At 50.9% G+C, this 22,282-nt stretch carries 16 protein-coding genes; 1 reads left to right on the top strand and 15 read right to left on the bottom strand.

Features of this window, described 5'->3' with window-relative positions:
* Positions 1-16: 16 nt before the first annotated feature.
* Positions 17-2,314: a DNA internalization-related competence protein ComEC/Rec2 gene (locus JWZ98_RS09840; RefSeq protein WP_205454141.1), complete on the bottom strand. Its 2,298-nt coding sequence runs from the start codon at positions 2,312-2,314 to the stop codon at positions 17-19.
* A 258-nt stretch (positions 2,315-2,572) separates the two neighbouring features.
* On the opposite strand from JWZ98_RS09840, the gene JWZ98_RS09835 reads away from it, so the two are divergent.
* Positions 2,573-3,892, top strand: a complete 1,320-nt coding sequence (locus tag JWZ98_RS09835; protein ID WP_101052611.1) for a PepSY-associated TM helix domain-containing protein — start codon at positions 2,573-2,575, stop codon at positions 3,890-3,892.
* A gap of 18 nt (positions 3,893-3,910) precedes the next feature.
* On the opposite strand, the gene JWZ98_RS09830 is transcribed toward JWZ98_RS09835, so the two are convergent.
* The 14 genes from JWZ98_RS09830 to JWZ98_RS09765 all read right to left on the bottom strand — a co-directional run bounded on the left by JWZ98_RS09830 (position 3,911) and on the right by JWZ98_RS09765 (position 22,237).
* Entirely contained in the window at positions 3,911-4,771 is an 861-nt protein-coding gene (locus JWZ98_RS09830) for an HDOD domain-containing protein (RefSeq protein ID WP_051670511.1), read from the bottom strand.
* Positions 4,764-9,821, bottom strand: coding sequence for an EAL domain-containing protein (locus JWZ98_RS09825; RefSeq protein ID WP_240348291.1), 5,058 nt, complete (start codon positions 9,819-9,821; stop codon positions 4,764-4,766). Before JWZ98_RS09825 ends, JWZ98_RS09830 begins: the two co-directional genes overlap by 8 nt.
* Before the next feature lie 64 nt (positions 9,822-9,885).
* On the bottom strand, positions 9,886-10,425 hold the full coding sequence (locus JWZ98_RS09820; protein WP_026600224.1) for a YfiR family protein: 540 nt from the start codon (positions 10,423-10,425) through the stop codon (positions 9,886-9,888).
* A gap of 63 nt (positions 10,426-10,488) precedes the next feature.
* On the bottom strand, positions 10,489-12,474 hold the full coding sequence (locus JWZ98_RS09815; protein WP_205454139.1) for a TonB-dependent receptor: 1,986 nt from the start codon (positions 12,472-12,474) through the stop codon (positions 10,489-10,491).
* 376 nt (positions 12,475-12,850) lie between these two features.
* Positions 12,851-13,918: a hypothetical protein gene (locus tag JWZ98_RS09810; protein ID WP_240348289.1), complete on the bottom strand. Its 1,068-nt coding sequence runs from the start codon at positions 13,916-13,918 to the stop codon at positions 12,851-12,853.
* A gap of 56 nt (positions 13,919-13,974) precedes the next feature.
* Positions 13,975-16,773 carry a class I adenylate cyclase gene (locus JWZ98_RS09805; protein ID WP_205454137.1) on the bottom strand — a complete coding sequence of 933 codons (2,799 nt, stop codon included), beginning with the start codon at positions 16,771-16,773 and terminating at the stop codon, positions 13,975-13,977.
* Between the two features lie 42 nt (positions 16,774-16,815).
* Positions 16,816-17,415, bottom strand: coding sequence for an alpha-ribazole phosphatase family protein (gene cobC / locus JWZ98_RS09800; RefSeq protein WP_205454136.1), 600 nt, complete (start codon positions 17,413-17,415; stop codon positions 16,816-16,818).
* A 10-nt stretch (positions 17,416-17,425) separates the two neighbouring features.
* Positions 17,426-18,172, bottom strand: coding sequence for a phosphate/phosphite/phosphonate ABC transporter substrate-binding protein (locus JWZ98_RS09795; RefSeq protein WP_205454135.1), 747 nt, complete (start codon positions 18,170-18,172; stop codon positions 17,426-17,428).
* 12 nt (positions 18,173-18,184) lie between these two features.
* Positions 18,185-18,661: a PAS domain-containing protein gene (locus tag JWZ98_RS09790; protein ID WP_033159326.1), complete on the bottom strand. Its 477-nt coding sequence runs from the start codon at positions 18,659-18,661 to the stop codon at positions 18,185-18,187.
* A gap of 27 nt (positions 18,662-18,688) precedes the next feature.
* Complete coding sequence (locus tag JWZ98_RS09785) at positions 18,689-19,051, bottom strand: roadblock/LC7 domain-containing protein (protein WP_101052602.1); 363 nt, start codon at positions 19,049-19,051, stop codon at positions 18,689-18,691.
* 40 nt (positions 19,052-19,091) lie between these two features.
* Positions 19,092-19,748: a hypothetical protein gene (locus tag JWZ98_RS09780; RefSeq protein ID WP_205454134.1), complete on the bottom strand. Its 657-nt coding sequence runs from the start codon at positions 19,746-19,748 to the stop codon at positions 19,092-19,094.
* 5 nt (positions 19,749-19,753) lie between these two features.
* Positions 19,754-20,290, bottom strand: a complete 537-nt coding sequence (locus tag JWZ98_RS09775) for an ATP/GTP-binding protein (RefSeq protein WP_033159328.1) — start codon at positions 20,288-20,290, stop codon at positions 19,754-19,756.
* Positions 20,291-20,309: 19 nt separating this feature from the next.
* On the bottom strand, positions 20,310-21,539 hold the full coding sequence (locus JWZ98_RS09770; RefSeq protein ID WP_205454133.1) for a hypothetical protein: 1,230 nt from the start codon (positions 21,537-21,539) through the stop codon (positions 20,310-20,312).
* Positions 21,536-22,237, bottom strand: a complete 702-nt coding sequence (locus JWZ98_RS09765; protein WP_205454132.1) for a hypothetical protein — start codon at positions 22,235-22,237, stop codon at positions 21,536-21,538. Before JWZ98_RS09765 ends, JWZ98_RS09770 begins: the two co-directional genes overlap by 4 nt.
* Positions 22,238-22,282 lie beyond the last annotated feature (45 nt).

The following is a 22,282-nucleotide window of genomic DNA, read 5'->3' as shown; positions in this document are numbered from 1 at the left end:
GCCGACACGGCAAAATTTATCTGACATCAATACTCTGCCGATTCGGCGCGGGTGTTCGCCAATAGCGTTGCCGTTTGGCTCGCTCGGCTATCGGCTGAATTGTTTCGGGCCCACTACGCACCGAAATAGCGCCCTGTTCGGCCGTATTCAACCAAGCCATGCCAAGCTGGCTATAGCGTTCGATAACCTGGCGATGCGGAAAACCAAAACGGTTTTGATAACCGGCGGGAATCAAAATAAGCGTGGGATTAACTTTTTCAAGCAAAGCCAGGCTTGATGAAGTTTTGCTGCCATGGTGCGGTGCCAACAACACGTCACTGGCAAGTTTGTCAGCGTACTCGCGCACCAACCAGTTTTCGGCCGTTTGTTCGATGTCGCCGGTCAGCAAAAAAACCTGCTGTGCGGAGCTTACTTGTAATACGCAGGAGTTATCGTTATCACCGATGAATCCACTTTCCGGTGGGGACAGCACCATAAAAGTAACGTCATCCCAACGCCAGGTTTGTCCGGCCCGGCAATACTCGCCGTGTTCGCGTGCGGCCCATTCAGGCACACTGCTAACAGCCTTGTCTACCGGCAATTCGGCAAATATCGACTCCGCGCCACCACTGTGGTCGTTGTCGCCATGACTAATCACCAAGCTGTCGACCCTAGAAATACCCTGCTCGCGTAAAAACGGCAGAACCACTGAATCACCCATATCGGAGTATTCCGAATAGCGTGCGCCGGTATCAAACACCAGAGTATGTTCCGCAGTTTGCACCACGGCTGCTAATCCTTGGCCCACGTCCAAAACAGTCAACCAGGCTTCACCGATTTTCGGCTTTTCAACATCAACCAATATTAACGGCAAAAACAGTAACGGACTTAAATACCGGCATGGAAAGCCCCTTGGCGCTAACAACAGGAGCACGCCGATGGCCGCCAAGCTAATCGCATACCATGGCGGAGGGAGGCAATAGATGCTGGCTAATGGTAATTCGGCCATGTGCGAAAGCACCCACCACAAGCCTTGCAAGGCATAGTCCAAAACTTGCAGCAACAGCGCTCCGCATGCCGGCCAGATAAACAATAACACCACCGCCAACAAGGCCGGCGGCACGATCAATATGCCGATAACCGGCACTGCCAACCAATTGGCGACAGGCGATATCAACGATACCTGCTGAAAAAACACGACCAATAAGGGCGACAAGCCCACGGCTGTGGCCAATTGCGCGGCGCCGGCTTCGCGCCAATACGAAGGTCTGCCCAATCGGCCCGCCGACACGTAAATCAATAATGCCACCGCCACGAATGACAGCCAAAAGCCGACCGATAACACCGCCAACGGATCGAACAGCAAGACAGCCAGCAACGCCAGCAATAAAATTCGCATCGGCGCAGTGTTACGCTGCCAAGCGATTGCTGCCAACGCCACGCTGAGCATCACCACCGCGCGTAGAGTAGGCACAGAATAGCCCGCCAAACCGGCGTAAAACAGCGCGGCCAGCCAAGCGCACAATGCGGCGGCCCGTTGTGGCGAAATGCTTAATATCCCGGTCCAAGCCCACAGCCGTCTGGCCCAAAGGTAAATCAGGCCGGCAATCAGACTGATATGTGAACCGGAAATCACGATTAAATGCACCACACCGGTGAGTCTAAACACGCGCCATTGCTCTTGGGTGATTGCGTTTTGGCTGCCGATGGTCAATGCTTTTAGTACGGCCAACTGTCCGCTGCCGGGCAAAGCAGCGTCCAGTCGATCAGCAATCGCTTGCCGACACCGAGCAAAATATTGACCGATACTCGGCGATAAGCTCACGATTTGCGGCGGCGATTTGTCGCGCACATAACCTGTCGCACCGATATGGTTGGCAAATAACCACGCTTCGAAATCAAAGCCGCCGGGGTTGAGGCGGCCGTGCGGCCTGCGCAACTTTACCCGGAACTCCCAGCCCTGCCCCGCAGCCAAGTTGAGCTTAGGGTAATACCAGCTCAGACGAATTTTATCCGGAAAGTTGCCGGAGGGCGCCGTGACAATAAAATCAAAATTGGTGCGCTGCTCTTGTTGTTGCGGCAGACTGGCGATATAGCCTTGAATTTTCACTTCCTGATTTTGATAGGTATCGGGGAGTTGTTGGGACAGCCGCCAGCTACCGAATAAACTCGCCCACAACACCCCAGCCAGCAGCGCGAAAAGCCGCCAATGGCGCCGATAAATCAACAACAAGCTGCTAACCCCCAAACCGATAAACTCAAACAGACTAGGCAAGCGGCTGAACTGTTGGACAGCAACAATTCCGGCCAGAAATAGCAAACTGCTCAGATTCATCGCCTCTCCGACCTATATTTATCCTGTATTAAACGCCTCATATTTCTACCACATAAACTCCGCCGCCAAGCGTGATTTAGGCAGTCTAGCCGATTTTTTAAACTTGTCTGCGGCGCAACGGCTGTCATGGGCTGGTTGTTGTTGGATTAATCCTGCAAAATAGCCGGTTGCCGTGCCTGGCAAATGCTGTTTTTTAAATTGATAACGCCTACGCCGCCCAACAGGCGGGCTGTCGTTAAATCTCCGACTGTTTACCCCATGCAAGAAACCCATTACCCGCTGATTGTCCGCCCACGCTTTATCCTGAATGCCCGCAAATGGTGGCGCTTGTGCCATGTTTATCTGGCACTGAGTTTGGGACTCATCTTCGCGCTGATCGGCTTGACCGGCAGTTTGAGTATTTACCGGGAAGAATTGGATAGCTTGCTCAATCCGCAATTGCGCGTCGATACCCCACAATCAACGGCTTTATCGCTGGACAAAATCGTCGCGGCGGTACGTGCTGCCCATCCGGATCGGCACGGTGCCTGGACCTTGGAAATGCCGCGAGCACCGGACGGCATGATCACCGCCTGGTTTGAAAAGCCCAAGGAAAGCGTAGACGCCTTTTATGCGCCTCTGATGGTCTCGGTCAATCCTTACACCGGCCGGGTTGTCGACAGCCGCTTATGGGGCCAAACCCTGACGACCTGGCTGTTGGATTTACATACCCAACTGCAATTGGACGGCTTTGGCCGAAATGCGTTGGCGGTTTTAGGCGGCTTATTAATGTTGTCGGTACTCAGTGGTTTGTACCTGTGGTGGCCGGGCTGGCCCAAGTTGTGGCGCGCCTTTTCGCTGCGCCACGATGCCGGCTTGATGCGGCTAGTATTTGATTTGCACCGACTACTGGGCGTAGCCAGTTCCGGCTTTTTAATGTTGCTGGCCTTCACTGGTTTTCATCTGGCCTACCCTAGCCTGCTGGAGAACCTGACCGCCGCGTCCGGCATGGGACATGGTGACGCCGGCCCCAATGTGCGCAGCAGCGCCATACCCAATGACAGGCCGACCAGTCTGTCGGAAGCAATCCTCGTGGCCCGCGGACCGTTTCCCAGCTCGGAAGTCCGGCGAATTACCACCCCGGTTGGCGAGCTGGGGACGTATCGGATCAATTTGCGCCAACTTAACGAGATCAATCAACACCACCCGTTCACGACCGTTTGGGTGGACCGCTGGAGCGGACAAATTCGCGATGTGCAAAACCCCAGCCAATTCTCAGCCGGACAAACATTTACCACCTGGCTTTGGCCGCTCCATACCGGCGAAGCCTTGGGCGAAAGCGGCCGCTTGCTGTGGTTTTTTGTGGGATTGACGCCGACATGCCTGTTTTTGAGCGGCTTATTACACTGGTTACACCGACATGGCTGGGTCGCGGATCGAGAAATCAACCTGAAACAGGCGACAGACGCGGCGACAACTGCTTGCATGACGACATTAAAACGCGCCGCCAAGGCAATTCTTAGGGTCGTGATCCCCGCTGCTAACCGTTTTTTGCAAAAAATCTACGGCCGAATCAGGCGGATAAAAAGACTAAAGTAGTGTTTTCAGCACCACTTCTTAAGGAAATAGCACTTTCGCCAATTCCTGAGTTTTTAAATATTGGCTTTGCAGGTCGGCAAATATCTCAGCCTGACAGGCCGGGCTGATGCTCAGTTTCTCAAAGGCCGAGACCGGCCAGGTTTCTTTATCGTCGAACACACTACCCACCATATGCGTCGCCGCGCCGACCAAAGCTGCCTGCCGCCAATAGCTGCCTTGATAACCCGGATTGCGATGGTACCGAATAATCGCCACCAACGCTTCGGGTATTCCCCAGGAAACGGTCAGATGCGCCCCGACTTCGCAATAATCGGTATGCAGCAATTTGCGCAAGGCTTGATTCAAGTCCAATTCGGGATTGGCTTGTTTAAAACGCAGGGCCTGGTGGGTTTCTTCGGGCATGATGTCGGCCATGCAGAGCAAGCCGATATTGTGCAGGATGCCGCCGGTATGCACGGTTTGCGGCAAGTGTTCATTGCCCCGCTCCGCCGCAAGCTCGTCGGCCAGCGCACGGGCAGCGTGCGCCACCAGCATGGTACTGATCCAATAGCGTTTGATATCGAAACTTCGGCAATCCCTGATATTAAACGGCTTCATCACCGCCAAACCGATACCGACGCCCCGGACAATATTTAATCCCAGTTTCAAACAGGTTCTTTCCAATGACGTCACCGGTTCGCTGGAGTTGTTAAACCATGCCGAATTGGCCAAGGCAATCAGTCGCGACGAAATCGTCGCATGCCCAGCCAGAATCTTGGCTAACCGGGCATAATCCAGATTATCGTCGGACAAGGCTTTGACCACTTGATGAACGTCGTGCGGCAAAGAAGGCAGCCGTTTAATATCTGCAAAGCGTTCCGGCAATTCAAGATCAGTCATAATTGTTTCGATGAATATCGTTATGGGCTGGTTTGGAGTGAATAAATTCCAGCCGGAAATCTTTGTCAAACATGGCCGGCACTTCGGCGGCGGTCAGAGGCTGACTAAACAAATAGCCTTGCACCACTTGGCAGCCCAAACCGCTCATCACCATGGCTTGCTCTATCGTCTCCACGCCCTCCGCCACCAGCGAGAAATTCATCGCATTGGCCATGCCGATAATCGTACCGAGCAAAATCGGGGTTTGCGGATTAAACAACACGTCCTGAACAAAGGTTCTGTCGATTTTCAGACAATCCACCGGCAACTGCTTCAGCGACGCCAGCGACGAAAAGCCGGTGCCGAAATCGTCTATCGCGATTTTCACTCCTATGCCCTTTAGTTTTTTAAATATCTCTAAGTCTGCCGCCGTTTGCATGGCACTTTCCGTGACTTCGATTTGTAAATAGTGAGCCGGCAATTGGGTATGTTTGAGGATTTCCCGCAACGTGAACGGAAATTGCGGATCGCGGAAATGGCTTGCCGAGACGTTGACAGCCGTGGTGAATAACGGCAGCCCTTGATTTTGCCAGGCAATTAATTGTTCGCAAGCCTGTTGAATAGCCCAGTCGCTAATTTTACCGATCAAACCCAAAGCCTCAGCCAAAGGAATAAACTCGCCGGGCCCCAACAAACCGCGCAACGGATGTCGCCAGCGCACCAAGGCTTCGAGACCTATCATTCGCCCATCCAACATACTTACCTGGGGCTGATAATACAATTGCAATTGCTGGTGCTCCAGCGCGTCGCGCAACGTTTGCTCGTCTTGCATGCGCTTAATCGCCAGGCCCGTCATCTCAGGCCGATAGTAAGCGTAGCGCTGTTTGCCGGCGCTTTTCGCTGCGTACATGGCGGTGTCGGCGGCTTTCATCAAGTCGTGCTCGTTCTCGCCATCTTTTGGATAAATAGCAATACCGATACTGACGCGGGGCTTTAAATGGTGGGTATCCAAAATTAAAGGTCGGTTGATTTCCTGCAAACAGCGTTCGGCGATTTCCATGGCTTGAAATTCGTCGGTAATGCTGCTGGCGATGATACAAAATTCGTCTCCTCCCAATCGTGCAGCAAAGTCTTCTTCACGTACCACGCTTTGGATACGTTGGGCGATCGCTTTCAGAAATTGATCGCCGACGTTATGTCCAAAGCTGTCGTTGACATACTTAAATTCGTCCAGATCCAGGAATAAAAACGCAAACTCCAGCTTGCCGCGCGCCGAGGCTTTGATGGTCTGTTGAATACGCTTGTGATAATGAACGCGGCTGGCCAGGCCGGTCAACTCATCGAAATACGCCAACTGATGGATGATTTTTTCCGATTGCTTTTGCTTGGAAATATCCTGCACCGTCCCGGTGACAAAACTCTGTTGTCCGCTGCTGATCATGGCCGTATCCTGGCGGACGCTGATGGGCGTTTCCAGATCCGGCCGCAAGCGGTACTCGACATACTCGACTTGTTCGCCCTGGGCAGCGGCTTCTATCAAGGTCTGCACTATTTTGCGGTCCGCAGCCTCAATTAAATTCAAATAGTTGCTGAGCTCTCCCCGAAAATAGTCGGCCGGCATTTGGCACATTTCCGCTAAAAACGGCGATATTTCGAATTTATCCTGCCGTGGATCCCAAGTCCAATAGCCCAAACCGGCGATGCGTTGCGCAGCAGACAATTGCTGCTTACTGTTGCGTAATTCCGCCGTGTCATGGCTGGAGCGCAGCAGAAAACGGATGTGATGAATCAATACCACATGATTAAGCGGTTTAATGATGAAGTCGGTCGCGCCGACTTTAAATGCCCGATTTATCGATTCGATGTCTTCCAAGCCGGTAGACATAATGATGGGAATGTCCGTCATGGCGGGGTTGGCGGACATGCGCCGGCAGGTTTCAAAACCGTCGATGCCCGGCATGATCGCATCGACTATGACTAGATCAGGAATGGCCGTTTCCAGCAAGAGCAGCGCCGCTTCGCCACTCTCGGCCTCCACGACGTCGAAACCCGAGGCTTTTAACTGTTCGCCGGTAATCAATCTGAAGTTTGGATCGTCGTCTATCAGTAAAATTCGCTTGGCTTCCAGCGCCAAGTCGGCTACTCGCTTATCCATGCCGGATTGCGGCACATCGGGCTGCGCTACGCTGGCATGGGCAATAACACGCAGCTCGGCCAAAGCCGCCGGCAATTGCGCCTCAAATTCTGCCAGCAGTGCCGGAACTGCCGCAAGATCTGCTTGGCGGCCGGCAGCCTCCAGTAATCGGCAGGTTTTGGACAAGTCCCTGGCACCCAGATTGGCGCTGGACGATTTGAGGGCGTGAGCCATATCGGCTAACAAATCCGCCTGCCCATCGGTAGCGGCTTGTCTAAGTTTTTCGGCTGTTTCCGGCGCGGTTTGCAGATAGAGTGCTATGGCTTTGTTTAATAAACTTACCCCATTCGCATCGTAAATATCCCGAAGCTGAGCTAGATCGGCCTGGCAAATCGAGCCGGGGGTGCAGTTGTCTGACATTACTGCGTCTTGATATTCCAGCGGCGCCCGCTCCAGTGCAGTATCCGCGGCATTTGGCAGCCAATTTATCAATAGGTGGTGCAGTTGTTCCTTGCTGAACGGTTTACTTAAATAGCCGTCCATTCCGACCATTTCACATTGGTCGTGTATGCCTTTTTGCACATCGGCGGTTAAAGCAATGATAGGAATTCTAGTTGAGGCCGTGGCTTGCTCATGTTCGCGAATCTTGGTCGTTGCCGAAAAGCCGTCCATAATCGGCATGTGACAATCCATCAAAATCAAGTCATACCGACGCCGGCAGGCTGCTTGCAGCGCTTCCTGACCGTCTGCTACCACCTCCGCGGTGCAGCCCATGCTTTCCAAAAAGCTTTTCACCACTTCCTGATTGACCAAGTTATCTTCAGCCACCAAAATGCGTCCTGAAAACCTAATTTGCTCCGGCGTAACGGAGGAAGGCACCGTTTGCTCCACGGGTGCGAACGTGGCGATTTCCAGCAAGCAATTCAGCAGGCGTTGTTGGAAAACCGGTTTGTTCAAATAAAAGCTGATGCCGTATTCGTGGGTCAGGCCGGTTTTAATGCTGACATTTTCAGAGCTGAGCATGATCAACGGGAGTTTGGGAATACGCTGGTCGCGTTGAATGGCCTTAGCCAGCGTCAAGCCGTCCATGACCGGCAAATGCCAATCCAGCAGAGCTACTTGAAACGGATTATTTAACGTAGCCGCCTCGACCAATATCTTCAGCGCCCTAGGTCCGCTATCGACGGTCGTGACATGGGCGCCCCATAGCGAAACTTGATCGTGGAGTATGTCGCGGTTTATCGCATTATCATCGACTACCAGGATGTGCAGACCTTCCAAAGCACTGGTATCGGCACGTTCGATGTTGGTCTGGATGCCCAACCCCAATTCTAAGTCAAAGTAAAACCGGGAACCTCGGCCGATATTGCTTTCCAGCCCCAGATTACCGCCCATTAATTCGACTAATTGCTTGGAAATGGTCAAACCTAAACCGGTACCGCCATAGCGCCGGGTTATGCTGCCGTCGGACTGCGTGAAACTATCGAAAATTTCCGCCTGGCGCTCCGCGGCAACCCCTATGCCGGTATCGATTACTTCGAATAATAATCTGACTTTATCGCGCGCCGCATTTTCCGGAAAACTCACCTTAAGCTGTACATCGCCTTCTTCGGTGAACTTGATGGCATTGCTCAGCAGGTTAACCAGCACTTGCCGTAATCGTTCCGCATCGCCTTGCACAATAAAGTGCATTTGGTGCGGAAGATTCAATATCAATTCCAGGCCTTTACGGTGGGCTTGCTCCGCCATCATTTCCACGGTGTCTTCCAATAAGCGGCGTAGATCGAATTCCTGAACGATCAGCTGTAATTTGCCGGCTTCGATTTTGGAAAAATCGAGAATATTATTGATGATGCTTAATAGCGAATTGGCGGAACGGTAGGCGGTATCGGCAAATCGGCGTTGCCTGTCGTCCAAACCGGATGACATCAACAACTCGGTCATGCCCAACACGCCGTTCATCGGCGTTCTGATCTCGTGGCTCATGGTTGCCAAAAATTGCGACTTGGCTTTACTGGCTTGTTCGGCTTGTTCTTTAGCGGATAGCGCTTCGGCGATGCTGATACTCAGTTCTTGATTTTTTTCTTCCAATTGCTGGGTACGCTCGACAACCTGTTGCTCCAAAGAATTGCGGTGCATGGCCAGTTGGTCGTCTCGGAACTGGATTTCGGCCAGCATGGCATTGTACACATCGGCTAGATCGCCGAATTCATCGTTGCTGGTCTTGTTAATGCGATGCGAAAAACTCTTCTCATGACCCACCGATTGCATCGCGTCCATCAGTTTAAGTAAGGGCGCCAAAAATATTTGCTGTAATTTGGTGGTTAAAATACCGATTAAGATCATGGTAAACACCACGATCAAACCCATAGTCGAATAAAACGCTTTTAATATGGCGTAGAAGCCGCTTTGGTCATCCACCAAATGCAATACACCCACCACGTCGCCATCCAATTCTATCGAACGGACAAAATGCAGATTATTTTCCTCATCGTATTGGAATACGTTTTTTTCGCCAGCCTTACCGACAATATTATTGGTAGGAAACAAGTTCTCATACCAATCAGCGAAAACTTCGCCTATAAAACCATATACGCTTTCTGAGCTAGGAATGGATTGCGCATCGTTTAAAAGCGCGGAAGCTTTTTCCGCATCCCAATGACTAACACCGAGTTTTTGCGAATGATAGTCGGCAAATAAATTGCCTTGTTTATCGTATAATTCGGCATTTAATATACTGTCCCGGGTTTTCATACTATTCAGCATAGTATTAGCCGACACAGTATCTTCAAAAACCAGTGCCGCTGAAATATTCGATGCAATAATATTGGCAATTAATACCAGCTGCTGCTCGGTATCTTTCTTTTTGGCATAATATTCATTTACAACAATCGCAGTGCTTGCCGAAAATAGCGTCAACACAGCGATCAAAGTCATAATAAATACTAGCTTTATCTTGATAGGCGCATTATTAAACCATTTAAACATGCGATTATCTCTCCTAATTATCGCCGACAATTTTCGCTAAGCGCAGAAGGCTGGAACTAATCGTTAGCCCCGAACTTTTAACCATGGAAAGATTGATATGTAACTGTATTTTTCCATCGGTATTCACCATAGCCACCATGCCTCCCGATCCAATAAAATCAGCTTCTTCACCTATCGTCAACACTGGGAACTGCCTGGTATCTAAAAAAACTTGCGACAAAACACTATTGGATAATTCGCTTAAAAACAGAATATGACATTGACTTAAATTACGTAATTTGTCCGAATTAATTATTTTAATCACTCTATCCCCAACCGCTTTACCGCTAATTGAATCGAAAGATTGCAATAATGCATTGTCCCCCACCAAACAAACCTGCAGGTTATTTCCGGAATTGGCAAACGCCTGCTCAGGCCATTGCGTAAAACGGGCAAAATTAAGCGTCAATGCAGCCAATACCGTATATTGCTCAAGCGCCAACGGCGCCGCGCAAGACGCGCTTGAACTAAATAACATTAATACCAACAGATAAATTTTTATTGCGTTTTGCATATCCGTCGCAACAACAATCCAATTAAATAGAAAAAATGCAAAACAGTCTACCTGCCAGCGGCATTAGAAATTCCAACTGATTTTTCCGTACATACCCCGATCAATAAATGTTGGCAGTACCAGGTTTTCCTGTTGATATTCCAAGTGGCTATTAGTTAATAAGTTTTGGCCTACCAATGATATTTCCAGATCAGGTTCGGGGCGCCAGGCCAAGCGCGCGTCCATCGTCACATAATCGGGTATGTAACTGTTGCCGGAAGCTGTTGCTGCGGCATTGTTGCCGACGTAGCGAAACCAAACATCAAAGTCCAAATCCGGCCGAATATTGACCGCACTGCGTAAGTTCATCCGCTGTTGCGGGCTGACGCCCACCACCGCCATAGCGGTTTGCGGCACTTCGGTTTTAAGCACGCTGTAATTGGCGTCCCACCGCCACCAGTCCAGCATTTGCCAGACTGTCGAGACTTCGACACCATAGGTCTTGGCCTTTAAATTATTGCTAAAGGGTAAAGGCTGGACCAACACACCGCGAATAGGATCGAAATAAACGGCGCCTTGGGAAGCGTCGCGCATGTGCGCGTAATCGTTATAAAACGCCGTCACATCCACCGATACGGATTTGATCATGGTGGTGCGGTAACCCACTTCGTAAGCAATCACATCTTCGCTGCGCAAGCTTGTGTTACCCTCCAGCGCCAGTTCCACCGGTATAAAAAATGGCGATGACGGCGGCACAACCGCTGTCGTCAAGCGCATATTGGCTTCGCCGCGCGAGGGCGTGCGCACTGCTCTGGATACCCCGGCCCAAAGCCGATGATTCAGCGCCGGCGCCCACATTAATCGGGCGGTGGGCTGGCCTTCAAAGCCGGTGAAATCGTTATGTTCAAATTTGTTGCCCAAGGTCAACCACAGCGTTTGGTCTATCAATTCCATTTCATCCTGGACGAATGCGCTGAATAACTGATTTTTCCGGTGAGCAGGAGACATGCTGAATATAGTGCTGCTTTCAAGGCGATCCGAGGTTAGTTGGTAACCCAGCCCCCAAATCAATTCATGGCTATCAAACAAGCCGAAGCGATGTTGAAAATCCAAGTCAAACGTATCCCGCCCCTCGGACATCCATTCCTCATTGCGTCGATAGTAGTCGTAAAACAACTGTAGGGACATGTCGGACTGGGTGGAAAATGTGTGCTGCCAACGTCCCATGATATTGCCGCCGTAAGCTTCGGCTTTATCACGGAAAGTTGTACTGTAGGGCACTAAAATACTGGGTTTAGACAGCACTTGATTGAGATGACTGTGATAAAGATCGCCCTGAAATTTAAGTTCGTCCGCTGACGACAGCTGAGAATCTATGCGAAACCCACCCTGTACTTTGTCCCAATCGTCGCCGGCGCCATGGCCTTGCGCATTGGTATTTTGATCGCGTTTGAACCCCTTCGCATAAACCCGGCCAGTGGTATCCTCGCCCAAATTGCCGCCATAGCGAAACGCACCAAACCCCTGCTCCTCAGTACCGCCGCCCGCCGCCACCAGACCGCCTTGTGTTTTCGAGCTGTGCTTGGTGATGATGTTGATCACGCCATTTACCGCGTTCGCACCCCACAGCGTTGCACCAGGCCCTCTAATCACCTCAATCCGCTCGACATCCTCCATCATCACGTCCTGGTTTTCCCAATAGGTGCCGGAAAACATGCGGCTGTAGGTATTGCGACCATCGATCAATACCAGCAACTTGTTGGAGAAACGCGCATTAAAGCCCCGAGAACTGACCGCCCACTTGTTCGAATCGATACGCGCCACGTCAAGGCCTGGGGCCATGCGCAGTGCCTCGGGAATACTGGTCGCGCCCGTTCGTTTGATGTCATCGTTGGTAATGACAAATATCGCGGCCGCGGAATCGTTCAGTGCTTGGGCTTTTTTGGACACTGAAGTCACTTCAACATTCAGCAAGTCTTCCACATTCAGCTCAAGTGCGTCTTGAGATGCAGCCTGCAAGACGCAGGCGTGACTAGTTAATACAAAAAATCCGACAATATATTTTTTCATAGGGTCTTATGAGCAGTGCTTTGAGTCGTTCAATCTTTATTAATCAGCAATCCCGGATACCTGGATTGCGACTCCGACTATCAACCGACCTTCATATCGACAGCGAGGAACATTCCCACAGCTTGGGGGCCTTATAAGCCGCGAAGGGAATCAGTCCGGATTCGCAGGAACAGCAATATTTGAGGATCGGGCTAACCATAAAGCATGGCGTGTCATGATCGTTTCGACATTGTTTTGCAATGTGGGCAAGTCTAGCTCAATTATCGAATTCAGACAGATGATGGGGCAGGCATGAGAGGCTTCCGTATCCATGCTCGGCCAAGCCGGAAAAAAATGCCCCGACTCGGCCGCAGGAAAATCATGGGAAATCTTTGTTTCAAACCAGGAAATTAAGTTGCTGCACGCTGCCGGCTTGGCCTTGTTCGGTTAAATAGATACCGCTACTGGCAATTTCACCCAGCGCTTGATTGGCGGTGTCTTTTAATTGGAACGGCGTCGTCAAGTGACCTAAGTAAATCGCGCCGACATTTTTATCACCCAGCGCCAATAATTGCTGCGACCCGTCATCATGCCGCTGCCAGATTCGCAGTTGTTTGTAAACGGCATCGCCGGCGTCGATAAACTGATTGTTATCGTCGTCATAAGCCGCTAAGTCTGCAAAGCCGTTGCCGCTGCGCGGACCGAACAATTCCGAACCGTCGTTGATCAGGCCATCCTGGTTTTTGTCCAATGCCAGCAGACCGCTGCCGGCTTTCAAACCGGCTATTTGATCCAAACGACCATCAGCATCGATATCGAATTGAAATCGGCTGCCGCTTAACTCTGCGGCATTGCCGTCGAAATTGATAACCAAAGGATCGGTTTTCACGGCGTCGCCGGCGCGGATACTGAGATTGGATTCGGTATAAAAGCTGCGGCTCATCGACAAGGACACTGAAAAACTCAGCGTTTGCCCATCCCGGGTGGTGATACTCCCTTCGGCGCTGAAATTAGTCGTTTCGCTTTCGAAATAAGACTCGGATTTTTCGTAGACCAGTCCATACCCTTCGCGCTCGGGGACGGATGTTGCCGGTGCTTGCTGCGGGGCCTGAATGATCACAGAGTCGGCTTGCCCCTTGAGATCATCCGGTGCGAATAATTCAAAGTCGCGGCCGGTAATCTCCTTGACCATGCGTCTAATGATTTGCAACAGCAGATTATCTTTGGAACTGAGCGCCCTATCGGTATCCAGGGTTTGCGCAGCGGTTGCCGAAGTTTGCGCCGACCGGCTGAGATCAAGGGTATCTTGAATGACGTTGCGCGCAGTTTCGGGACGAGTCTTTCGCGCGGTATTGGGGGTATCTTCCGGCTTATCGATCCAGACCCGCAGCGATTCGCTGCGTTTGCTGATCTGTTGCACTTGATGCTGACTTTGCAGGTGGACGGCGGAATTCTGGATAATCATGGCAACCCCCATAGCTCGACTGGTGTGAGCTAAATATCGGCTGCGACCCTGAAATATTAAATATTTAGTTTGTCTTCTATTTTTTGCTTGTAGTTTAGGAAATGGGCGGCTTGTAACTGCTCGTTTCGGTCTGTTCCCAACAAACGACAAGGTACATCTATTTCGGTGATGTGAAACGGATAGTCGTCGCGGTTTTTCCGATAGCCCAGTATGTGGGCGCGGATCGGTTTGAAGCTATCGACGTTAGTAACGGAAAATTTTTCTTCGTTGCAATAGATCGCAATTGCACCGTCCTCATCGGTCGCTATCCGCACTCTCAGATCCATCACACTGGCGCCTAGTTTGACCGGCACGGCCTGGCAAGATAGCACTCCGGCTGAATTGCGCTGGATTTCGTAAAATTTGACACTCAAACCATCCGGCAATTGCGCGCGCGCCAGCAAGGTGTCTAAAAACACGGAATAGTGCGTGATGACGTGCTCAGGATTGGCATTGCTATGCTGATGGACAAACAGCGCGCCTTTTTCATCAAGCACGTAAACACCCACGTGTTTACTGGTTGCATGATAAAAAACCTGAATCACATCAGCCAAATTCTGCGTATATAAAGACGGAATATAGGTTTGATCCAGTACGTAGGCATCAAAAAATACTGCGGAAAATTGCGGATTCGGCTTGGCTAATTCATGCAGCAGTTGATTTTGCGTGTCCAGCCGGTAATAGCCCAGGCTGCCGTTTCTGAGTTGGAACAAGCCATAACCGGTCTCGGCAGCCACGATATAGCGCTGCAAGCCGTCCCGAGCGGATGCAAAAAATTTTAGCAAATTGCCGAACAAAGATTCGATGCGCAAGATGATGCTTTTGCCGCGTACCGGGTTGTAACATAGCGCTTGGAGTTTCTCGGCAGACAAGGGCGCGGCGCTGTTATTGAACACATCGACTAGGCAGTTAAAAACCCCCTCTATACCTATATAGCGCTGCAAGCTGGCCTCACCCCAACTGGATACGGATAGGCGCTGGATGCTCTGGATGAAACATTGGCGGCTGTCACCATAACTTAACGGATCCGAGCGTTCGCTCATCACTAACTGTTGATTGTTCGCGTCAATCGCCAAACTTTCGCCGAGGTTTATCAGTAACAAGGACGACGAGACGCGATTCGGCTCACCGTAAACCTCCAGATCGTTCTCCCTACCCGGCAAATAGCGGCTTAGAAACGCATTTAATTCATTAAACAGTTGATATAAATCATTATTGGCAATTTTAAGACTGGAAGTGACCAGTTGCAGATTGAGCGACTTTTTGTACAAGCCGTTTACCACGGCCCAGCATAAAACTTCGAGCAAGCTCTCGCCGGATTTAATCGCGCTTTCCAGGGAGGCTTTCTGTGACGCCGCTCGGTCATCGTATAAACACCAGCGCGGCGGCGCGTCGTCAGTCAGGACTTCCACAGCTATCAGCAGATCGGGTTTGGCGTGGACCGTGGTTCTGGTGGTGAGCACCTCGATTTTGTCGGGACGTAAATCCAGGGTGGCCCGCAATTTCCGGCCGATCAATTTCAAGTCTCTGTTTTCCCGCTGCGCCTGATCCAATGGCAAACCGGAAAACTTTAAAATCATCCGCAGACATTGTTGCAATTGATCGCGAATCACCACGTGCTCGACACTGGCTTTCTTAATGTCCCAAAATTTTTGGCTGGCTAAATTGTCCAGCAAATCCTCCGGCCATTCCCATTGATCTGCCACACTATGCAGATAATCTTCACGCTGCAAGCGCACTCTGTTCTCCGTGAGATTATCGGACGCGGCCATGATCTTCATGTAAAAACATTCCCGAATCAGATTCAAGCGGCGTTTGGACTGAGCCTGGCGCAGATAGGCATCCACTTTGCGGTACATCAGCAGGTAAGGATCCAGGCTTTCGACACTGAAATCGCCTTGATACACCGCCTGCTTCAATGACAGACACAACCACTGCGGTTCGGGAAATTCGCTGGCATAACTTTCCATCAGCAGCAGCTTCAACAAGGACTTATGCGGGGATGTCAAAGACTTGTAGATATGCCAAAGCGTCGCACTGACGAATTCCGCCATCGGCATATCTTCTAAGCCGCCGAAATCGACGACGTCGGTTTCGGAGATAAACCGGTTCTCCAGCAAATGCGCTACATATTGCTTATAGTATTTTTCCTGTTGCGGCGGCACCAACCACCAGACCGGTATCCGCCCGGCGATGTAAATCGAGGTGCGGTAAAACTCTTCCAATAACAGATAATGTTGCGTTTCGCCGCTACTCTCTTTAGAGATCGGCGTATTTTCGCCGCGCAAAAACTGCACCGCATCAACCAGAAAAAAATGCGTCTCAATTTTTAAGGTCGCCGCCCATTTTTCCACTTCCTGGGCTTTTTGCCGCAATTCGTTTAATTCATCCGGCGCCAAAGTGGATGAATGGCAAAGCCAAATATCAATATCGCTGTTTTTCGAAAACGCCATACTCCCGACGCTACCCATCAAAAAAATCGCCTGGATAGGATAGTGTCTTAAGGCCTTGCGCTTGTAGACAAAGCCTTTGGAAAACTGCTTGGCAACATCTATAGTCTGCTTGTTGGGCGTGTAATCGGGAATACCCGCCGGGCCTTCCAGCGACACGAAACCGGGCAACAAGGGATGATTTTGATGAAACAGTAACGGCAGCAGCTTTAAGAAATCCTGTTGGCGCGGCTGCAAAAAACTTTGTACATGTTGCAAACGCAACTGATTGAAGTGCTTGAATCGTTGGGCAACTGCATATAGATCTTTTTTGCTGATCTCTTCGCCCGGCGCGCCTAAATGGATGGGTAGGAATCGATTGGTCAAAACGGCCGCGCCTAAATCAAGTGTAGGGCCAGTATAGAAGAATCAAACCGGCTTGTGAAAATTAAGCTGGACGAAGCGCCCGTTACCGTCATCAAAACAGGTAAAACGGGTTAAACAGGCGTGCGGCAAATCGATATGAAAACTTTGGGTAACCGGCAGTTTGAAGGCTTCCGCAAATATTGCTCTGATCACACCGGCATGGGTTACTACCAGCACGCGGCGTCCGGCCTGCTCAGCCAATAAACTTTCCCAGCCCTTCCTGACGCGGGCGGCGAATGCTTGGTAGCTTTCCGCGTTCGGCGGGGTGAAATGGACGGGGTCTTTATAAAATGCCGCCAGAGCGTCGGGCCAGCGACTGGAAATTTGCTCGGCGGTTTGGCCTTCCCAAGCGCCGAAATCAATTTCACCCCATGCCGGTTCAATCACCAAATCCTGTTGCTGTTGTTCGCACCAGGCCGCGGCAAAGGAACGGCAACGGCGTAGCGGCGAGCTGATCACCACATCCCACTGCCCTGCCCCGCATTGACCATACATCTGCCGCCAACCGCGTTCGGTCAGCGCATCGTCGGTGACTCCACGATAATACGAACCACCACGGGCTTCGCCATGTCGCAGAAAATCGATTACGGTCGACTGATGCATCGCGATGGAATCAGGTGTTCAAGGTATCCATCAAATCGATCATGAACTCCATTTCCTCGTCTTCGATCCGTTGCCATGCCCTAAAGCCCAGGGCATTCAACACCCCACCGCCTTTTTCATCCTTATCCATCTCCAGTAATATTTTTTGAATGTCGGCGCGGCGATTTTGCAATCTCGGCCCTATCATCAAAGAATGGTAGATGACGCTTATTTGGCTACGCACCAAGATCCGCAGCTGTTTTTTAATCACACCGGACAGGTTGTCATAGGCCTCCGCCAGAATGATGCCGACATCCGCTTCGCCTTTCAGCAGGTGTTTGGCCACCAAAACATGATTGTCCGATAACAACGGGACGATATTCCCGGCGTGCAAATCCGCGGGCTCCAACATAATCATGCCCATCAGGCGCACATCCGGATCGTCGGTGAAAGCCACCCGAGTATTCGGTTTTAATTCGGCCACATCGTTGATATTACTGCCGGCGTTAACGGCAATGATCGCTTCGTCGGATTCGCCCTGGGCGCGTACCAGCGGCAAAAAACCTTTCTCTCGGACCAGCATGGCGGCATCGAAGGGGTTGGCGTAAATCAAATCGATCTTATCGGCTGCGATGGCCTGATGCAGGTCTTGATAGTGATTGTACATTTCCAAATGGATGGCCTCGGCGCTCTGCTTTTGCAACCAAGTGTTGAATATATACCAACCCGACAGGTGGTCTGGGGCAAAATCCGGGCTGACTGTAAACATGTAAGACATGATGCTCCCCAATTAACTAAGTGTCGGATACAGTGCGATGCATTCATCGACTTTACTGCGCGAGGGTTTGCGGCGCACCGAGGTATAGCCAACCACCTTACCGCCGCGCACATTCGGAATGACCGTGGCTTTTACCCAATAATAACCGCCGTCCTTACGCAAGTTTTTCACGAAGCCTTGCCATTTTTCACCGCGTTGCACCGTATCCCATAAGTCTTTAAACGCAGCGGACGGCATGTCCGGGTGCCTGAGAATACAATGCGGTGCGCCGATTAACTCCGCTTCGGTATAGCCCGACATTTCCACAAATGCGCGATTGACGTGGCTGATGATGCCATCCGGCGTCGTGGTGGAAACAATCAACTTGCCGTCGGGATACGGCGTTTCAAGCTCGGTGTACAGCACTTTTCTGGATTTGCCGTCGCAATAGGTAAGTGTTGCTTCCTGGTACTCGCCAATGATGTCTTCGGGCTTCATATCAACGATCATGATTTACTCCGGGTTGCCGGTTAGGGTTTACAGCATTTCGGAAATACTCTCTGCCGCACGCTTCACATCAAGAAAGATGAGTCCGAGCTTGGCGTTGGGTTTGGCGAGTACGGTAAGCACGGCTTCATTACCGGCATAGGTCATTAGCACATAGCCCCTGGCGCCTTTGATCAACACCTGTTCCAAATTGCCGCGATTTAATTCTTGGGCCGTTCTATCGCCCAAAGACAACATCGCCGCACTCATAGCGCCCACTCGATCCTCGTCCATACCGGCTGGCAACACCGACGCCATCATCAGACCGTCGGTGGAAATCACACCGGAGGCTTCTATATCCGCCGAAGTACCGTTCAGCTCGTTTAAAACCGACGTCAGCATGTCTGCTTTCATAATCTAATTCCTATTCATTAATGGGTGATATGCGATCCGCTTAATTGGCAGCATCAGCGGCTTTGCTTAAATAACGGGTGATTAAAGCCCAGGCCAAGGTTACAAACTCCGCTTGGTTAAAATGCGGTACGCCGCTGATCGCCAACACGAAACGGTGCTTACCGACGAACATCGGCCAAAAGCCGATTTGACTGTTACCGAACGGATCGACAATGGCCCAGGCATGGCTGGAAATGCCCATATTGTTTATCAGTAATCCGGAACGGCGTTTATGCACGGTTGCCAGTTCCGCGCTGAGCGCGGACAATTCTTCGGCGACCTCATGCGGAAAACCGCTGCACGCCAGATAAAACCCTTGATCATCTGCCAATAGCACTTTGCCGCTCTCGGAAATCGTTGCCAATAAATCCGGTAACATCGTCTCAAGCGCAGCCTGTGGCGCCTGTAAAGGCGTGTCTACGCCTTGCACCCAACCTAGCTTTTGGCAGTACAGCAGCAATTGCAAGGCTTTGTCCTCGTCATCGATTTCCATCAATGTTTGCAACTGCGCGATAGTCAGTGCCGGAGTCTGTTCCTGTTGCAGCAAGCGGATTAAAAACCGCCGGGGTTTATCGTTTTCGGGTGACGAGACAGCGTAGTAAGCACCAGCGGGAGTAGGATAGAGATACAGCCCGTTAATCAGATCAAATCTTTCCATGGTGATTACCCCGCCAAACCAGGATCCAGGGAATATAAAAGAGCTTGTACCAACAAAGAAACATCATTCTTTTCCCGTGCATCCACCGAAAAAACCGGCGGTTTCAAGCCAAAGCCTTGCAGTTGCGCATGATAGTCTTCTATTGAGGGTGTGCTGCTTAAATCCATTTGCGTCACCCCAATCGCTACGCTGGTGTCGTTGATAAACTTACCGAACGCATCCAGAAAAAAACGCATATCCTGAAAAGGGTCTGCGCGGGTGTTGTCTAGCAATAAAATTAAGCCGATGCCGCCGTTGGTCAAAATATCCCACATAAAATCAAACCGTTCCTGGCCGGGAGTACCGTACAAGTGAATTTTTTCGCCGCCCGCCAAATTCATGACACCGTAGTCCATCGCCACCGTAGTGGATGCTTTACGATTTTTTGTCATATCACTGGCAGCCGCATCAGTTTTGATCGGAGGCACATCGCTAATAGCGTTGATTGCAGTCGTTTTGCCGGCGCCTACCGGGCCCGTGAAAATAATTTTGTATTGACTCATCGAGATTCCTTATCGTTTGCTAAGCGCCGCGCAATTTATTGAGAATTTTGCTTAATAAACCCTCATTTTTGGGCTTCTTGGTGGGTTCTACGGCAATCACCGCATCGGCTTGACGTTCGCTTTGTTTCAATATGCCTATCGTCTGGCAGGCACTAATAAACACAAACACATACTGCGGTTTGACATGTAACAGACCAGCAACTTCCAACGGCGTTCTCGGTGCCTGAACCAACAATGCGGCAATGCGCAAAGCATCGGGCGTGATGACCAGTCGGGTAAAATTCGGCCATCTTTCTAAGTAGACGGGCCCTTGAATATCCAGACCTATCGGGAAGCGCCCTTTGGATGTCCAGATTGCCAATTTCCAGACAAAAGCACCCATATCTTGAAACTTATCTTCGGCGCGCTGAATGGCGGTTGTGGAATCGACTGCCGTCAAAATCATTTTGCCGACGGAGCCTTTACCCAATGGCATCCCGGCAAATGCGCGGGTTTGTTTATCGTCGGCGTCGATCCAGACTTCCTGGCTTTCCGGAAAAATCGTCAAAGGTTTCCAAATCGAACAAAGTTGCAAAACACGCGACTGTAAATTGGCCGTTTTATATGCCGACATCACGTAGCCTAAAAAATACTGCCTGGGGTCGTAACAGGCTGTTAACAACTGCACCTCGTCGTCAAAATCGATGTCGCTCAGTGTCCCTAAAAACGCTGTGAAGCCGCCTTCGTTCAACTGCATCGCAGAATGATGTTTGCTGGCCTTGTGGTGCTCAGCGGCATCACCTGTTTTTGGCGCCTTAGCCTTATTAACATAGACATCCATAGCCATTTTTTTCGGCTTCTCGTCCTTGGGCGGGGACGGCATATCAGCTGTCTTTGCAGGTGCTTGCGCAATCTTCGTACGTTCGGCAGCGGCTTTGCGAGCCTCGGCAACCGCCTTAATCTTGTCCAGCACCGCCATTATTTGCTGGACATTCACCGGCTTCTTGATGAAGTAAGTATTATCCAGTTGTAGGTTTTGTAATGACAATAAGATGATCGGTCGGCCCGGCGCGGCGGCTTTTCTGGCATCCAGAATATCCCGGGCTTTGGGGTGATCCGCGTCGATCATGTCAATGCTGGCTTCGGCATCCTCGACCACGACGGCAGCCCCCCGACAAGGCCCCTTCAGATACATTTCCATGGTTTTATAAGTGCGGGTATCCATGCCATGCAGAGCGATTCGAAATGGCGTTTTGTTCGACTTGCTCATGATGCCTGTCCTTCAAAATAATGTGCCAATTCCAGCCATTCACCCTCCAGCACCACGCCGGAGTCGCTAAATCGCTGCCGATTGAGCTGAAAGCGCTCCCGGTTTTTTGTAGACTTATACAGCTCTAACAAAGCCAGTTGCAAATCCGGACGATCATGTTGCAGGTTGATACCCGTTTCCAGCACATCCATGGCCTGTTCGAGCTGACTGTATTCGATAAAGTCGTTGGCTAAGGCCAAATAATCATGTTGCGCTTCGGTTTGCCGTCTGGACCTGACCAGTTCGCAGCTAGCCAACAGACCTTTACTGAACAAAGAATATCGATTAGCTGGCGGCGTTTGCCCGTCAGTTTTAAGCAAATCCTGACATTGCTGGACCAGCAGCCGCGACTGGCTAGCTTGTATCATACGGCGACTGATCGCAGTTCCCTTCCCATCCAAAATAATCATTAAATCCAACAAGGCCGCGTAGAGTTGCTCGGACAGGCGCTGGTCGTAACAAAAATAAATCCGGCGTAGATGCGCCAGCAGATCTTTCGGATTTCTACTAATTTTAAAAACTAATGCGGTCAATGCGTAATCAGCATCGGCGCTGGGGCAGCTAAACAAACTAAGCTCCCGGTCGTGCCAAAAGTCGGTTTCTTGCGGGATTGCATCCAGCGATGGTCCAGCAAGCAGTCGGGAAAAATATTGGGGCATACCACCCTCCGAATCAAACGATGCTCGAAGGGTAGCAGTTAAAAT

The sequence above is a fragment of the Methylomonas sp. EFPC1 genome, assembly GCF_016925515.1.
GTDB lineage: Bacteria > Pseudomonadota > Gammaproteobacteria > Methylococcales > Methylomonadaceae > Methylomonas > Methylomonas defluvii.
The sequence above is the reverse complement of the archived record's forward strand: the minus strand, read 5'-3'. Positions and strand labels throughout refer to the sequence as shown.